Source organism: Desulfosarcina sp., from assembly GCF_033791525.1.
Lineage (GTDB): Bacteria > Desulfobacterota > Desulfobacteria > Desulfobacterales > Desulfosarcinaceae > Desulfosarcina.
In genome coordinates this window covers 26,361-42,839 of the sequence record NZ_JASJGN010000121.1, presented here as the reverse complement: position 1 = coordinate 42,839, position 16,479 = coordinate 26,361, and the positions used below count along the sequence as shown (strand labels likewise).

Here is a 16,479-nt window from a genome sequence, read left to right as displayed (position 1 = left end):
ATTACATTTTCATATTTCTTGGTATCGTTTTTCATACGGCCGTTGCGGCCCAGGAATACATGACCGGAGTAGACAACGCCCATGGCGTAAGAACCGGAATCGACTTTTCGCATGTTCTCCACGCTTCCGCCCGAAGCGCCCGCCAGAACCCTGAATTCTTTAATATCTTTTACGGGCGGATAGGTGGAGATGCCACCGGCCATGAACTGGAAGGTACCACCGGCAGGACCACCGCCGAACTTATAAATGTCTCTGGCATTGACATCAGCCGAAAAGGTCATGGTCATCATCAAAACTGCGCAAACAGCTATTGCAACGGTAAAAAGTTTGTTCCTCATTCGTTCCTCCTGCGTCTTGAGTGGGTTTATCCGCAGCGGCCATTATAATTCGCGCCACAGAGCGTTAGAAAACTATCGGGTGTTCTTCAGGCTAACAAGGCATATGAAAATGGTCAATTGGGGTATTTCTGATTATCGCGTAATACTTTTTCTTACAAAAAAAGGGCTACGGGGCGACCATTGGCCACCAAGGGAACCGTCATCGTTTCATCAGCGGCTTAACTGTTGCGAATCGGTGGGGATTCTTGCTAAAAGCCAAAATTGAACCCTCCCCGCGGCTTGCCGCGGGGAATGTTCTGCCTATAACGGCAGTGCTGCGCAGCACCGTAGGGATAAAAAATCGATTTCCAGTTCGCTCGCTAACCCCGCCGCCCCGATGCTCGGGATCTCTGCTTCACTCCGACAAGCGACGGGGAATGCGCTCGCTGTCGCGGTTCACGTCACCCCAAAATTGAAAGAAAAGGCATCATGCGCGTTGACAACGGCCGGCCATTGAACCCTGCCATGATGGGAACCACAATCGGCGCCATGATGATCAGTTTTTCCGCGGTTTGGGTAAAACTGGCCCATGTCACGCCCACGGTCTCCGCGTTTTACCGGGTTTTTTTCGGTGGTGTTTTTTTGATGGCCATCCTGATTGCCCGCCGTGAAAAGCTCTGGCGGGGATGGCATTGCCTGAAGTTATCGTTGCTCGCCGCCATCTTCTTTGCCCTGGACTTGTATACATGGCACCGCAGCATTGCCTATGTGGGACCGGGACTGGCCACCATATTAGGCAACTTCGAGGTGTTTCTTGTACCGCTGGTTGGTGTGCTCCTGTTTGGAGAACGGCTGAACCTGCGGTTTGTCCTGGCCGTTCCCCTGGCGGTAGCGGGATTGTTCATGATCGTGGGCATTCACTGGGAGCAGCTGAGTCCGGACTATCGTACCGGCATTTATTACGGCCTTTCCACGGCCCTTTTTTACACCGGATTTTTGATCGTCCTGCGAAAGCTTCAATCCCATGCGTCAAAGCCGTCGGCGGCCCTGAGCCTGATGGTGGTTTCCTTTTCCACGGCATTCTATCTTGCCCTGGAAATGATCCGGACCGATGAATCTTTTGCCATCCCCGATGTTCAAAGCGGGCTCTCGCTGGTGGCGCTGGGTCTGATGTGCCAGACTTTGGGATGGCTGCTCATCACCCGCTCCCTGCCCCGGATTCCCGCCGCCATTGCAGGGCTGATCCTGTTGCTTCAACCGTCACTCTCTTTTGTCTGGGATGTCCTGTTTTTCAACCGGGCCACGTCGACCATGGCATGGGCCGGTGTCATCCTTGCCCTTTCTGCCATCTATTTAGGCGCCACCAGCTGCCGGAAAGTGTCGGCAACATCAGTCTAAAGCAACCGTTTACATTCAAATCGGTTATGCGCTAAAATGTACGGGTCGAGATTGACAGGAACCCCGGCAGCCGGCAGCCTCTCAGCGGCTTGCCGCGGGGAGGCGTAAACCATAACGGCTGCTTCCAATCAAGGAGAATAGCAATCGAAACCGCTGCCGAAACATCATCTGCAATCGTGCGGGAGATCGTCGACCTGACCAAGGATCTGATCCGCTTTAAATCCACCCACACCCGATCGGAAGAGATCCAAAAGTGCGCCCGGTTCATCGAAACATGGCTCAAGGACCATGATATCGCCTGCACATTCATGGAGAGCAACGCCGTTCCATCGATTCGTGCGCTTCCGGCCCGCCATCAGACCCCTGTTTTGCTGATGGCGCATATCGACGTGGTCAACGCTGCCGACCCGCTGTTCGAACCCATCGAAAAGGACGGCCGGCTATACGGCCGCGGCGCCATCGATGACAAATACGCCGCGGCTCTCTCCATGGTGCTGCTCAAGAACCGGATCCAATCCAATCACCAACGGGGCCTGGACGATGGCATCCTGCCCCTTGGCGTGCTGATCACCGGCGACGAAGAGGTTGGCGGCTATGACGGCGCCCGCAGCGCGCTTAGCGGAATCAACTGCGATTTCTGCATTGCCCTGGACGGTGGCCGCGTAGATAAGATCGTGGTCAAGGAAAAGGGGATCTTACGTCTCAAGGTGGTTGCCCGTGGGAAAACGGCCCACGGGGCCAGGCCCTGGAAGGGAGAAAATGCCATCGAACGGCTGATGGCGGATTGCCTGGTCGTTAAAGGCTTTTTCGAGGGGCTCACGGCGCCGGAACACTGGCATCGCACCATGAATCTGTCGGTGATCCACGCCGGCGGCTCGGTCAATCAGGTGCCGGACGAAGCGGAAGCCATTTTCGATATCCGCTACACGGAACATGACGATGTGGACGACCTGGTCCAACAAATCCAGGCAGCCGTAACCAGCCAGGTGATTGCCCAGGAGCCTGAACCCCTGTTCATCAGTCCCGAATCAACCTACCTGGAGCGGCTGCTGGCCCTGGCCACGGATACCCGTACCGGCATCGCCCACGGCGCCAGCGACGCCCGCTTTTTGTCCCAGTTCAACATTCCGGGTATCGTGTGGGGCGCGGACGGCAACAGCAGCCAGCATTCCACGGAGGAGCACGTCGAGATCCAGAGCCTTTCCCGACTTTACGACCTTTTGGACCGCTTTGTGAACGACATCCAGGAGAATCCCATTTAGCAGGCTGTTAGCGCGTTTCGCTATAGTTCAGGTGCTTGACCGGCCCACAAAACGGTTGCCATCATTGATGCGGTGATCCGGGGGAGCCATGCGGGGATGCACCGTTGAGCAGCCCCATCAGCTTCATCAGGGTCAGGACGACGGCCATGATACCGGCAAAAACCAGTAAGGCCACCCACAGGGGCCACCCCCACCACAGGGGACCGTTGACCAGAACCGTGCACCCCCCGACCACCGGCAGGGAAAACACGTTCATCACCGCAAGCTCGTAGGCCACCGGGGTTTTAAAATCCGGGTCCACGATGCGCAGCAGCAGCAGTCCGCAGGACACCGTGCCGGTGACGACACCGTAAATGGCGGCGGTGCGCTCCAGACTGTAAGCGGAGAGGCGCCGGCCAAAATAAACCACCAGCGCCGTGGTCATGACACCGTTGACCAGGGCGATGAGGCTGATGGGCAGCAGATATTCCCAGACAATTTTTAATTCAATGGCCGCCACCGTGGCCACAATTAAAAAATCGACCGAAAAACCGGTAATCCGGCGCTGCACACCGGCATCGGTCAGACCTTGAATATTCAGCCGTTGCATGGCCCATTTGACCACAAGGGCAACGCCCAGTCCGAAAAAAAAGAAGAACCCCCAGAGCATACTGGCCACGTCCACAGGCAAAAAACCGCCGAGAAACTGGATGATCCCGTAGGTGATTCCGTATACCCCACCCACCAGGGCCGATTGAAAAGCCAGGGTGTCCGCATTTCCCGAATGAATGGTCAGCCGGCCGGCCGATTCCGCAGTCCCCTGGCGGTTTAGAATGCCGGTGAGGAATTCCCTGGGAAGCTGCCGTGGTCCAAAGGTGGCGCGCCCGCGGCGGATGCCCTGGTTCACCAGAGGAACGCCAACGAAAAAAGCAAAAAAATAACCCACCGCAGCAAACGTCAATCCAATCGTGGCGGCATCGGCAAATCCAACGCCCTCCCAGACTTTGCCGATGGACAGGGCCTGCCCCGGCCCCTCGTTGAACCCCAGGGGCACCAGGAATCCGAAGGTGGGAAAAAGCTGAACGCCAAACCACCCCAACAGGATCACCAGCAATCCACCCAGAACTGCCTGCATGGGAAAGGTCAGTCCCTGCATCAGCGCCATCCAGGCCGGCCCCTTTATCATCTGCTTTTTCACTTGGTGTTCACTGCCATTGTCGTTCCGAGTCAATCCAACAGAAATAAAAGAGATATTAAAAAAATGGTAGGCAACGGCCTCGATGGTGGCACTTTCAATTCCCAACACCCCCGTATGCATAAGCACCAGCCCCAACACACCACCGATGAGGCAACTGGGCACCAGAAAACGCTGAAAGAATCCCACCCTGGCCCGCAGGCCGACGCCCATTAGCAGGAGCACCGACAGGAAAGCGAATGCCAGCATACCGTCAAAGGAAAAAGGTGTATTCATGGTGGGTTCCTTGTTGGTTCAGATATGGACCGTTTTACGCAACCGTCAAGGTTGAGAAAACATGTCGTTGACAAAGGCGGTGAGCATCCGTTCCCGGACTTGAGCCGGCAGGGCGTCCAGAGCGCCGTTGATGTCGGCCATGCGGCTGGGAAGGGCACCGTCGGTGACCCCGGCCGCAGCCATCATTCCCATGATCTCCTCATCGGAAATGGCCGACAGATCCATCCCTTCCAGGCTGCCTTTGATCAACCCGGTCAACTCCCCGTCCGGCAGGCTTCGCGCGATTTCAACGCACTCGGCCAGGTTTTTCAGCAATTCCTCCTCCCAGCCCACATTGGATGCGCTGACGGACAGGTGGATGTGCGCCGGCGAATTGTCGAAGGAGAGCGACGGTTGAATATACCACCCCCGCTGGTTCATTTCATCGATAATGTGAAAAACGTTCACCTCATCCGAGGTAAAAGAGATCAGGCACATGTCCGGGCGGGTGAGCAGGCGCAGGCCGTCGATCCGGTCGATACCGTCGGTGATTTTCTTGACAGCCGCCAGTTTTTTTCTGGCGATTTCCAGGTAACCCTCGTCGCCCATATAGTTGAGTACCGCCCAGGCCGCCGCCATGGGCCCGCCCGATTTGCTGCTCTGCACGGCATTGTTGACGATGGTATACCCGATCCAGCGGGAGCAGGCATAGATCTGGTGCCTGCGCAGCGCCTTGTTCCGATAAAGGATCAGCGACGCCCCCTTGGGCGTGTAGGCGTACTTGTGAAGATCCACGGAGATGGAGGTGACGCCGGGTACGGTGAAATCGAAGTCCGGCACGCGTTGGCCAAGGCGTCGGAAATAGGGGAGCAAAAAACCGCCCATGCAGGCATCGGTGTGCATCCACAGGTCGTTCTCCTGTGCCAGGGCGGCCAGATCCGCAATAGGATCGACCACACCGTGGGCGTACGACGGTGCCGACCCCACAATCATGATAGACCGGCCAGTAATGGCGGATTTCGTCATTTCCACATCTGCCCGGAAAGTTTCCGGATCGACCGACACGGTCACCGTCTTCACGCCGAGGTAATGGGCAGCCTTATGAAACGCCGCGTGGGCCGTGGCCGGCAAAATCATTTCCGGTGCGGTAATATCCGGGCGCTTTTCCCGGTAGCAATCACGGGCCGCCTTCACCACCAGGATGATGCTTTCGGTCCCGCCGGAAGTGAAATTCCCAACTACCTGGCTATCCCCCCGAAGGTGGCTGGCGCCGAAGGCGGCCAGTTCCCGCTCCAGCCGCAGCAAACTTCGAAATACCGTGAAGTCCAGGCCATTTTCCGACAGGAATTCGTTGTAGGCGGCTTTGCCCACATCCATGGTCGCTTTTCCCGGATCAAAAATATAACCGTACGTGCGGCCCTCCTGCCACTTGATGTCATTCTTGCGAAACTCGGTCAATCGTTCGAATATGGCCTCTCTTGTCATCCCCTTTTTTGCAATCTGCATTGCATCACTCCAATCCAATTGAAATATCAACCAATTCGGTTTTCTTATCAGGTTAAAAACAGTTTGGCCGACCGGATTAGGATCAGCAGGGACAACATCATCAGGTATAGCAGCACCCTTCTCTTGAACACGGTCTCAGGCGTCCGGAAAAAGGCCCGCTTGCCCAAAAACAGACCCGCAGCCATGGGAAGGGCCAGGATGGCTGCCTGCCTGGCATGGCCGACGGTCATGAGGCTGGCGGCGATACAGAATCCGGCTGCCAGGATGTCCGTCACCAGAAAAAAGGCGATCAGCGAGGCCCTGGAAATGGCGGCACCCACAGGCGATGAGAAGAAAAAAAGAATGGCCGGGGGCCCGCCGATTGCCGCCGCACCGTTGAGGACACCGGAGGCCAGTCCGGCGGCCATCGTCTCCGGCCGTTTCAATCGCCGTTTGACCACGAAACCCTGACGCAGCATCAGTGCCAGCGAAAAAATGATCACCGCCACCGCCATTTTCATGGGTGCAGGGGACACGTTTCCGAGCATCCAGACCCCCACGGGCGTCCCCACAGCCACCCCTGCTAGCAGCCAGGACAGTATCGGCCAGTTCACCAGTCGCCAGATGCCCGGCAGCAGGTAGAGACTGGCGGACACCTCCAGAATCAGCACCACCGGCACCACCTGAGCCGGTGCGCAAAAAAGCGACAGGGCGGCTACCGTGATCATGGAAAATCCGAATCCACCGTATCCTCGCACATAGCCGGCCACCAGCACCGTGGCGGAAAAAAAGAGCATCAGCGCTATCGATTTGTTCAGTTTGGGTCGTTCATTTTGGGCCTTGACGGCAAACCAGTGAAGTTGCTATTCAATAAGGTGCCATATATTACACCATGGTGAAATATCATTCACCATCAAGTATTGTCAATCAAATGTCCCTGATCTCCGGGATTTTTTGTACAAGGGAAGATGGGCGATGGTTAGTGCGGACCGAAAAGCCTGGGAACAGGAACAGCGCAAACAGCGCATTGTGGATATGGCCGAGACCGTCTTCTTCCAAAGTGGATACGACGGGGCGACCCTGCCGGCCATCGCCGATGCCGCCGGGTACAACAAGCGCACCCTCTATCTCTATTTCAAAGACAAGGAAGATATATTTCTGGCGGTGGTGCTCAGAGGACTGGAAGGCCTGCGCGGAGCACTCAAACAGTCGGTAGCGGGGACTGGACCTAAAAGCAGCGGCCTGCGAGAACTGGCCGCCGCTTTTTTCGATTTCTCCATTGAACACCCGCAATACCTGGACCTGATCATGGCTTACGAAAGCCGCTACTTCGTTTACCACCACCGAACCGCTTCCGCGGACCCGGACAGCCACCTGGAACGGTGCCAGCAGGTGTCGGACGACATGGCCCGCCTGGTGACCGCAGCCATCGAAACGGGAATGGCCGGCGGCGGGGTGAGGAGCGATCTGACCGCTCACCAGCTCATGCTGATTCTCTGGGGCCAGATCATCGGGGTCATGAAAATACTGAGAATGCGCGAAAAAAACTTCGAGGCGGCCTTCGGCATCAGCCGCAGGTCGCTGTTCGATCGATTCGTGGGCATGGTGGAGCGGGCCCTGGCCTCCTGAGCTTAGATCAGCTTCTTGATAATATCCGCCAGGGACCGGATACCCTTTTCGATCGTCTCGCTCCAGGGGTAGCCGCAGCTGATTCGGATATAGTTGCGATAACGGCCCGTGGCAGAGCAGATGATACCGGGGAAGATGGATATCTTTTTCTTTCGCGCCTCCTGATAGACCTTCAGCCCATCCACCTTTTTATCCAGCTCGACCCACAACGTGAGCCCCCCCTGGGGAGCGGTGATCCGTGTGCCATCCGGAAAGGTTCTGGCAATGGCCAGGGCCATGTTAGTAATCTGGTTTTTCAGGGCCGAGCGCAGGCGGCGCAGGTGGCGGTCGAAGGCGCCGGTTTTTAAAAATTGGGCCACCACCTGCTGGTTCAGCGTCGGCGATGCGATGGTGCTGTTCATTTTCAAGCGCTTGACCCGGTCGGCAAAACGGCCCGGCAGGGCCCACCCCACCCGAAGCCCAGGTGAGAGGGTCTTGGAAAACGACGCGCAGTGGAGCACGAGTCCTTTACGGTCTATGGACTTCAATGTCGTGGGGCGTGCCTTGCCAAAATAGAGTTCGCCGTGGATGTTGTCCTCGATGATAGGGATCGTCATCTCGCCCATCATCTTCACCAGCGCCTTTTTCTGCTCCTCCGGCATCTCGAAGCCCAGGGGATTGTGAAAGTTTGGCACCAGCAGGCATGCCGCCACCGCATTCTTCTGCACCGCCCGTTCCAGTTGATCCAGGTCGATGCCTGTCCGGGGATCCGTGGGTATCTCCAGGGCAAACTTGTTCTGGTCTTCGATGATCTGCAGGAACCAGGGGTAAGTGGGAGATTCCACCACCACCGTGTCCCCGGCATTCCCAACAGCCTGCAGGCAAAGGCTCACCGCCTCGATGCACCCGCTGGTAATGACCATCTCATCAGTGATGGCCTGCCGGGCCTGACCGTGCATGCGCTTGGCGATCTGACGCTTTAGCTCGGCGTTTCCATGTGGGTTTTCATAGCGCATCAAACTGCGCTTCATCGCATCCATGCTTTCCGCACGCATGCAGCGGGTCAACTGCTTGAAGGGCAGCAGTTCCGGCATCACCACCGATCCTCCCAGTTGGAGAAAATCCGGATTGCTCATATCCTCCACAATGGAATAGGCCAGGGTGTTCATGGTGACCTTTTTGGGCACAGGCCGCATTTTTTCCACTTCCGGAGGCGGCAGAATCTGTCCCAAAAGCGGTTTGACGTAGTAGCCTGATTTTTGCCGCGGGATCACGACCCCCCTCTTTTCCAGCTCGATGTATGCCTGGTAAACGGTGGTAATGCTCAGGCCGGTCTGGCCATGCAATTTTCTCAAGGAAGGCATCTTTTCACCGGATCGATAGATACCCTCTCTGATATTTACTTCCAGCTCATCGGCCAACCGGGCATATCTGAAACCTGAAACCGTGCTGTTCATCATGGTGGCAAGCTCACATCTGTTATGGATTTATTTTTAGAATTCTGTGTCTGTTATTGCTTAACGGATCTGTTAGGCTAAAACAATACTTGATTTATAACGCTGAAGGTGAAGAATGAAAAACCTGATGGTAAAGACCCGCCCGACAATGATGGGGCTGCGTTTTCTGATCGCACCCGAAGATTCGTCTACCATGCCTTCCTGGAATGCCCCACCACGCGGTGTCACCCTTTGGGCCCGGGCCAAATCCTTGCTCTGGCTCGTTTTCAGCGTGCTGGCAGCCCTACTGGTCGGGCAATTGTGAACAACGGAAGCGATTCTAAATGATCGATGAGATGCGAAGGGGTGCACTGGCCAACCTGCCGGTCGGCGCAAGCGTGGCCGCATACGGCAGTGTCCTGGGCATGCTGGCTGCGCAAAAAGGTCTCACCTGGGCGCAGCTGCTGGCGATGAACCTAACCGTTTTTGCCGGCTCCGCCCAGTTTGTCATGGTGGAGATGTGGGCCCCGCCCCTGCCCGTGGTGGAGATGATCCTGGCCGTACTGATCATCAACATGCGCTACCTGCTCATCGGTGCTTCTCTGAACCCGCTGTTCCAGGGGAAATCCCTGGTCCAAAAGGCCGGGATCATGCATCTGGTCGCCGATGAAAACTGGGCGGTCACCATGGCGGCCTATCGCAATGGCGGCGCCACGACCGGCTTTCTGCTGGGCGGCGGCATCTGCCTGTGCAGCGTCTGGTCCATGGGCACCCTGCTGGGCCATCAACTGGGCGCCCTGGTGGTCCATCCGGAGCGCTTTGCCCTGGACTTCGCCTTCGTCGCGGTCTTTACCGCCCTTACCGTCAGTATGTGGCGGGGAAAGTCAGATATCGCACCGTGGGTAACGGCCGCCCTGTTGGCGGTGGTCGCAGAGCGATGGCTGCCCGGCAAATGGTACATCGTCATCGGCGGCATCGGCGGGGCATTGCTCCCTGCCCTTCAATCCATCTTCGAATCGAAAAAAGAAGACCTCCCACAATTGCCGGACAAAGCCCTGCAAGAGTCGATTGGGGAGAAAACAAAATGACCCTTGCCTTATCCACCGACCTGTCCATCGTCATGGCCATCGGCGGGGCCGCCCTGGCCACCTACAGCCTGCGCCTGGGGGGCCTTTTGCTGGCGGAACGCCTGCCCAAAAACGGCGGGTTCAAGCGCTTTATGGAAACCCTGCCCGGAACCATCCTGCTCGCCCTGGTGGCGCCGGGGATTTTTTCCGCCGGTATGCTTGGGGGCGGGGCTGCCCTGGCCACCGCCCTGTGCGCCTGGAAAACCAGAAACCTCCTGCTGGCCATGATTGTCGGAATGGCCATAGTGGCGACTGGAAGGCTGCTCTTCGACTGTTCGTAAACCTGCATGGCTCGTCTCATTTTAACTCAGTATCACCAAACAGAATCATTTTTGGAATCGCCCCACGGCAAACCGCGGGGGAGGTTCTGTCTGTAACGGCAGCACTTCACATCACCGTAGGGATAAAAACCGATTTTCAGTGCGCTCGCTTTCGCGGTTCAATCGCCATTATTTCGCGGTTCAATCGCCATTATATTGTATGACGTTCAACGCCTACATGCATTGTTGAGGTGACCCCCGGCAACCGTCCGCCCAATCCACGCTGCCAGTTGACAAAAATGAACACCTGTGGTCTTTTGATTATCGATCGGCAGGGATTTATCTCTCTTCACCACACCCGGCATGATCTGCCTTCGCACGTCACCCAACGCTTTTTGAGAAATACCGTAAACATGCCGGCACAGGCATTGAAAATAGGCTTTTGGTTTTCACCTGACAACCTGCTAAGGAGGATTGAACCATGAAGCGATTTCAACATCTTGTAAGCATCTTAGGGATCATTGCAGTCCTGGCATGCCTGGTTTTTGCGGGCTGCGCCGGTCCCAAACCCAAACCCGGAGAAGTCTTCCCCTGCGCGGCGGACAGCAAGATAGAAAAAGAGATTGCCCCCGAAGCCGAGTTGGCCGACTTTTCTTGTGTCTTAAAAAAATGGAGCGGCAGCGATACGCTGCATTTCAACGTAGCCGTAAAAAATATCAGCGACACGCCTCAACGATACCGGGTCAACATTTTCTTGGACAACGGCAAGGCCGTGGGAGGGCTGATTCCCCGCAAAACCAAAGAGGGTCTGGTGAAGCCCGGGGAGACAGCCGCCTTTGTCTATCCGGTCAAAGATATGGACGGCGGACCTAAGTCAGTCATGGTAAAGGTCAAAACCATGAGCCAGTAAATCTGAACAAAACCAGGAGGTCTCTGATATGAAACGCATCAGCATCGCAGTATTGTTCATTTTCGTTGTCGGCCTGATGGCTTCACCGGCCCTGGCCAAAACCACTTTCATCAGCATCGGCACCGGGGGAACCGGCGGGGTTTATTACCCCTATGGCGGCGGTGTGGCTGAAATCTGGTCCAAGCATGTCAAAGGGGTCAAGGCCGTGGCCGAGGTCACTGGCGCCAGCGTGGAGAACGTCAAGCTGGCCCACAAGGGCGAAACGGTTATCGGCGAGGTCATGGGTGATGTGGCCGTGGCCGGCTTCAATGGCTTGAGTAAGTTCAATGGAAAAAAGCATGACATCCTCTCCATGGCCATCATGTACCCCAACCTGCTTCAGGTGGTGACCTTGAAAAGCAGCGGGATCACCGACATCACACAGTTAAAGGGTCGCAACATTAGCACGGGCAGTCCGGGAAGCGGTACCAACTTCATGGCTGAAGTGGTATTAAATGCCGTGGGTATCGAAAAATCCAGCTACAAGGACAGTCGGCTTTCCTTCACCGAAAGTGCCAACGCCCTGCGCGACGGCACCATCGATGTCGGATTCTGGTCGGTGGGACCCGGCACCAGTTCCATTCTGGACCTGGCCACGACCCACGAGATCCATATTATAGGCTTTACACCCGAGCAGACCGAGAAGGTCCTGGCAGCCAACAAAACCTATTCGGCCGTCGACCTGGCCGACGGTTTCTATCGCGGCATCGATCAGCCGGTCCCCACCATCGGGGTCTGGAACGTGATGATCTGCCAGGCATCCCTGGATACCGACATGGTCTACAAACTGGCCAAGGCCCTTTTCGAGAACAACGACTACCTGCAGAAGATTCATTCAGTAGCAGGCTACACCACGCCGGAAAATGCCGTGAAATACTCACCAATCCCCCTGCATCCGGGAACGATCAAGTACTTGGAGGAAAAGAACATCGCCGTGCCGGACAAGCTGCGTCCGTAGGCCCGAATGACTGTCGCCCGGTTTGGACGCAGCACCGCTGCCGGTATATTGCTGACCCTGGCGGTCGTCACCTGCACCCTGCAGTTTCCCGGAGGGCTGGAATTGACAATCACGCCGGTCCAGGGAGGTGCACCGTTACTGGTGCTGCCCCTGGAGGCCGGTGAGCCCTTTACGATTCATTACTATCATTCGGTGGAAAACGCCCCGATCTGGGAAGTACACAGCCTGGACCCGTCGGGGCGTATTTTCATTGAAGAGGAACAATACCTGAAATTCGGTGCCGGTATGGGCAAAATGCCCGGTGTCGGTCGCATGGTCAAACGCGGCCCCTACGAGGTCATCAAAGAGATGCACATGCTTGCCGGCGATTTCGTGTTGCGAATCGGCAGCCCCGGCGTGGACCACACCGTCATCTGGCGCGGTTCCCGCACGAACCTGAGTTCAATTGCACCTCATGTGGCGGTTCAATTCTCGGCAGTGCCTGTCTCCTGGCTTTATCGTGCCTGGCGGCGGTTGTTTCCCCACCGTGCTACGCCGCAGGCAGAAAAACAGTGAACTGGAAAAACCGATTAACCGTTCACGGTTCACCAATAGTCTGAATAAACCAAACGTTCGTAACGACCAACGCCGATATCGGGCTTCCTACCAAGCCACCAAAGAAAGTACAGGTATCCATGGCAGCCACCGATCCAGCCCCCACCAGCACTGGCATCCCGTTGCTCGTCACCACAACTGCGCAGATCGTCCTGGTTGTGGCAGTCAGCCTGAGCCTCTACCAGCTGTACACCGCAGGCATCGCTGCCTTGACGGCTCTGGTCCAGCGATCCATTCACCTGGGAGCCATTCTGGTGCTGACCTTTCTGCTAAAACCCGCCTTTGCATCTGCCCGCAAAGACCGGTTGAATGGTTGGGTGATGATCGATTGGCTGCTGGTGGCCGCATCGATTTACTGCACGGCCTATATCTGCATCAACCTGACCGAAATTTTCGAACGCCAGGGGGACTGGCTGCCGGCAGACCTGATGGTGGGCATCGTCGGCACCCTGCTGGTACTCGAAGCCTGCCGGCGGGTCATCGGTGGAATCATGACCGGCATCTGCGTGACCGCCATGCTGTATGCCTATTTCGGACCCTGGATGCCTGAGCTGATCATCCACAAAGGCTACTCCATCGAACGAATCACCACCACCCTGTGGCTGACCACCGAGGGCATATTCGGCCTGCCCATCGGCGTGGCCGCCACCTTTGTATTCGTATTCGTCCTCTTCGGCGCTTTTCTGGAATCCACCGGCGGCGGCAATTTTTTCATCGAACTGGCCTACGCCCTTACCGGCCGCTTTTCCGGCGGCCCAGCCAAGACCTCGGTGGTGGCCTCCGGCTTCATGGGATCGGTGTCCGGGTCTGCCGTCGGCAACGTGGTGGCCACGGGGTCCTTTACCATTCCGATGATGAAAAAAGTCGGCTACCGGCCCCATGTGGCCGGGGCCATCGAGGCAGCCGCCTCCACTGGCGGACAACTCATGCCCCCGATCATGGGTGCCGGCGCGTTTCTCATGGCCGAATTCACCAACACCAGCTACCTGACCATTATCAAGGTGGCCCTGGTTCCTGCGATCATGTACTACGTGACCGTGCTTTTCTTCGTTCACTATGAGGCTAAAAAATATGGGCTCGTCGGCCAACCCAAAGAGAGTCTGCCGCGGGTGGGCAAAGTTGTCAAAGAAGGGTTGCATTTCATCATTCCCGTATTGATTCTGGTCTACGTGCTGGTGAACAATTACTCGCCCATGATGGCCGGTTTCGTGGCTGTCGTCAGCACCGCGGCCGCCAGTCTTACCGCCAATGCCGTTCGCTGGGCGGTAGCACCGCAAATGATCGACATGGGAAAAAAACGCCCCACGGCCGTGGCCTTTTGCCTGGATGAATTGAAGAGCATTGTGAAGGCGCTTGAAAAGGGGGCCAAAAACGCCATCATGGTGTCGGTGGCCTGCGCCGCCGCCGGCATTATCGTGGGAATGGTCACACTGACCGGCATGGGATTGAAATTTTCCAGCCTGGTGCTGGATCTGAGCTACGGGATCAAGGCCCTGGCCATTCTGCTCATCGGCGCGGCGTCCCTGGTGCTGGGTATGGGGCTGCCGGTCACCGCCAGCTACATCGTTCTGGCCACCTTGGCCGGACCGGCCCTGCTGGACATGGGCGTTCCCATCATGGTCAGCCACATGATCGTTTTCTGGTATTCCCAGGACGCCAACGTGACCCCTCCGGTGAGCCTGGCCAGCTTTGCCGGTGCCGGGATAGCCGGCGCCAATCCCATGCGCACGGCCTTCACCTCGTGGAAGCTGGCCAAGGGGCTTTACATCATTCCCATCATCATGGCCTATCGCCCCCTGCTGGGTATGGGTACCGACTATGAACTGCTTCACTGGCAGGTGGGGCTGACCATGGCCACCACCATGATAGGGCTCATCTCCTTCGCCTCGGCCATCGAGCGCTATTTCATCCGCCGGGCCACCTGGCCGGAGACACTATTGTTCTGGATCGCCGCCGCCGGCCTTTTCTGGCCCCAGTACTGGGCCGATGGATTGGGCCTGATCGCTTTTGCTGCGGCAGTTGCCATGCAGAAACGGACCACATCCACCAGTTAAACCGATGGCACTACTTTTTCTTCAGGGCATATTTACCTTGATTTTCAGTCCTGCTTAATTTACCTCCAACCATTCATTTCTTGATTTCGGCCGTTTGTTGTTTCTGCGTTCGAAAAACCACTGTTTCGTATTAACCAAAGCCACCGGAAGGGAGAGCCACATGGGCGGATTGTTTGGCGTTGTTTCAACCTCGGACTGCGTTGCCGATCTTTACTACGGAACCGACTACCATTCACACCTGGGCACCCGCCGCGGTGGCATGGCCGTGTGCAATCAAACGAGCATCCAACGGGCCATCCACAATATCGAAAACAGCTATTTTCGCACCAAGTTCGAAGAAGAGCTGAACCGTTTTCACGGCCATTTCGGCATCGGTGTGATCAGCGACACCGACCCCCAGCCCCTGATCGTCAGTTCCCACATGGGCACCTTCGGCATCGTGACCGTGGGCAAGATCAACAACCAGGAAGCGCTGGTCCAGCGGGCCTTTAAGCGCAGGAGCTACTTTTCCGACACCACGGCCGGGGAGGTACATCCCACCGAAGTGGTAGCCATGCTGATTTGCGAGGCCGACAGCTACGTGGAGGGCATTAAAAATGCCCAGGACGCCATCCAAGGTTCCTGCTCGATGCTGCTGCTCACCGATCAGGGCATTTTTGCCGCCCGCGATCGACTGGGTCGCACGCCGCTGACCATCGGATGCCGCGACGGCGCCTTTGCCGTCAGCTCCGAGACCTGCGCCTTTCCCAACCTGGGCTACGACGTGGATCACTGCCTGGGCCCCGGCGAAGTGATCCAGATGAGCCCGGACGGCTGGGAGCAGCAGGCACCCCCCGGGGAATCCATGCAGGTTTGCGCTTTCCTGTGGATCTACTACGGCTATCCGGCGTCGGAATACGAGGGCATCAACGTGGAGGAGGTGCGCAACCGCTGCGGCGCGGCCCTGGCCAACAATGACGACACGCCCGTTGATTTCGTGGGCGGCATCCCGGATTCGGGCATCGGCCACGGCATCGGTTACGCCAACCAACGCGGTCTGCCCTACCGGCGACCCTTCGTCAAATACACCCCCACCTGGCCGCGCAGCTTCATGCCCCAAAACCAGAAGATGCGCGATTTGGTGGCCCGGATGAAGCTGATCCCCGTTCGCCAGCTCATCGATGGTCAGCGCATTCTCTTTTGTGAAGATTCAATTGTACGGGGCACCCAGTTGCGCGACAATGTGCAGGTGCTGTTCGAATACGGCGCCAGGGAAGTGCACATGCGGCCGGCCTGTCCCTGCCTGATCCACCCCTGCGAGTTTCTCAACTTCTCCACTTCGCGCTCCACCCTTGACCTGGCGGGCCGCACGGCGATCAAAAAGTTAGAAGGTGCCGAGGACCGGCATCTGGGCGAATACGCCCACTACGGATCGGAGAAAAATCTGGCCATGATCAACCGCATACGGGAGCAGCTGCATCTGACCACCTTGAAATACCAGCGCATGGACGACATGGTGGCTGCCATCGGCCTGCCCAAAGACCGGCTGTGCACGCATTGCTGGGACGGCAGCAGTTATACATAGCACCATCCAGAAAGAGAGGCTTTCAACCCACTGCAAAA

General features: G+C 57.0%; 15 protein-coding genes and 1 pseudogene. 11 read left to right on the top strand and 5 right to left on the bottom strand.

What is annotated here, in order from left to right; genetic code table 11:
- A pseudogene (locus QNK41_RS05830) lies at window positions 1-338 on the bottom strand (C4-dicarboxylate ABC transporter substrate-binding protein); the annotation flags it as partial.
- Between the two features lie 468 nt (window positions 339-806).
- Between QNK41_RS05830 and QNK41_RS05825 the strand changes: the two are divergent.
- Together QNK41_RS05825 and QNK41_RS05820 are read left to right on the top strand one after the other, a co-directional pair.
- Window positions 807-1,715 carry a DMT family transporter gene (locus QNK41_RS05825; protein WP_319254703.1) on the top strand — a complete coding sequence of 303 codons (909 nt, stop codon included), beginning with the start codon at window positions 807-809 and terminating at the stop codon, window positions 1,713-1,715.
- A 176-nt stretch (window positions 1,716-1,891) separates the two neighbouring features.
- On the top strand, window positions 1,892-2,977 hold the full coding sequence (locus QNK41_RS05820) for a M20 family metallopeptidase (RefSeq protein WP_319254701.1): 1,086 nt from the start codon (window positions 1,892-1,894) through the stop codon (window positions 2,975-2,977).
- A 61-nt stretch (window positions 2,978-3,038) separates the two neighbouring features.
- Here the strand turns inward: QNK41_RS05820 and QNK41_RS05815 are convergent, their stop codons facing one another.
- From QNK41_RS05815 to QNK41_RS05805, 3 genes are read right to left on the bottom strand one after another with little or no spacing between them, the layout of a single operon-like run.
- Window positions 3,039-4,427 carry a hypothetical protein gene (locus QNK41_RS05815; RefSeq protein WP_319254699.1) on the bottom strand — a complete coding sequence of 463 codons (1,389 nt, stop codon included), beginning with the start codon at window positions 4,425-4,427 and terminating at the stop codon, window positions 3,039-3,041.
- A 45-nt stretch (window positions 4,428-4,472) separates the two neighbouring features.
- Window positions 4,473-5,912, bottom strand: coding sequence for a pyridoxal phosphate-dependent decarboxylase family protein (locus QNK41_RS05810; protein ID WP_319254697.1), 1,440 nt, complete (start codon window positions 5,910-5,912; stop codon window positions 4,473-4,475).
- Window positions 5,913-5,959: 47 nt separating this feature from the next.
- Complete coding sequence (locus tag QNK41_RS05805) at window positions 5,960-6,688, bottom strand: sulfite exporter TauE/SafE family protein (RefSeq protein WP_319254694.1); 729 nt, start codon at window positions 6,686-6,688, stop codon at window positions 5,960-5,962.
- 178 nt (window positions 6,689-6,866) lie between these two features.
- Here QNK41_RS05805 and QNK41_RS05800 point away from each other — a divergent pair, with 178 nt between their 5' ends.
- Entirely contained in the window at window positions 6,867-7,520 is a 654-nt protein-coding gene (locus QNK41_RS05800; RefSeq protein ID WP_319254693.1) for a TetR/AcrR family transcriptional regulator, read from the top strand.
- 2 nt (window positions 7,521-7,522) lie between these two features.
- Here QNK41_RS05800 and QNK41_RS05795 read toward each other — a convergent pair whose 3' ends face one another.
- Window positions 7,523-8,959: a PLP-dependent aminotransferase family protein gene (locus QNK41_RS05795; RefSeq protein ID WP_319254690.1), complete on the bottom strand. Its 1,437-nt coding sequence runs from the start codon at window positions 8,957-8,959 to the stop codon at window positions 7,523-7,525.
- Window positions 8,960-9,071: 112 nt separating this feature from the next.
- Between QNK41_RS05795 and QNK41_RS05790 the strand changes: the two genes are divergently transcribed.
- From QNK41_RS05790 to QNK41_RS05755, 8 genes are all read left to right on the top strand, one after another.
- On the top strand, window positions 9,072-9,260 hold the full coding sequence (locus QNK41_RS05790; protein ID WP_319254688.1) for a hypothetical protein: 189 nt from the start codon (window positions 9,072-9,074) through the stop codon (window positions 9,258-9,260).
- 19 nt (window positions 9,261-9,279) lie between these two features.
- Complete coding sequence (locus QNK41_RS05785; protein WP_319254686.1) at window positions 9,280-10,023, top strand: AzlC family ABC transporter permease; 744 nt, start codon at window positions 9,280-9,282, stop codon at window positions 10,021-10,023.
- Window positions 10,020-10,343 (top strand): AzlD domain-containing protein, encoded by a 324-nt coding sequence (locus QNK41_RS05780; RefSeq protein WP_319254684.1) that lies wholly within the window; start codon window positions 10,020-10,022, stop codon window positions 10,341-10,343. Before QNK41_RS05785 ends, QNK41_RS05780 begins: the two co-directional genes overlap by 4 nt.
- 460 nt (window positions 10,344-10,803) lie before the next feature.
- Window positions 10,804-11,232, top strand: a complete 429-nt coding sequence (locus QNK41_RS05775; protein WP_319254682.1) for a hypothetical protein — start codon at window positions 10,804-10,806, stop codon at window positions 11,230-11,232.
- Between the two features lie 28 nt (window positions 11,233-11,260).
- Window positions 11,261-12,229 carry a TAXI family TRAP transporter solute-binding subunit gene (locus QNK41_RS05770; RefSeq protein WP_319254680.1) on the top strand — a complete coding sequence of 323 codons (969 nt, stop codon included), beginning with the start codon at window positions 11,261-11,263 and terminating at the stop codon, window positions 12,227-12,229.
- Between the two features lie 6 nt (window positions 12,230-12,235).
- Window positions 12,236-12,784 (top strand): DUF1850 domain-containing protein, encoded by a 549-nt coding sequence (locus QNK41_RS05765; RefSeq protein WP_319254678.1) that lies wholly within the window; start codon window positions 12,236-12,238, stop codon window positions 12,782-12,784.
- Window positions 12,785-12,903: 119 nt separating this feature from the next.
- Window positions 12,904-14,877, top strand: a complete 1,974-nt coding sequence (locus tag QNK41_RS05760; RefSeq protein ID WP_319254676.1) for a TRAP transporter permease — start codon at window positions 12,904-12,906, stop codon at window positions 14,875-14,877.
- Window positions 14,878-15,037: 160 nt separating this feature from the next.
- A complete protein-coding gene (locus QNK41_RS05755) occupies window positions 15,038-16,441 on the top strand; it encodes an amidophosphoribosyltransferase (RefSeq protein ID WP_319254674.1) in 1,404 nt (467 codons plus the stop codon).
- Window positions 16,442-16,479 lie beyond the last annotated feature (38 nt).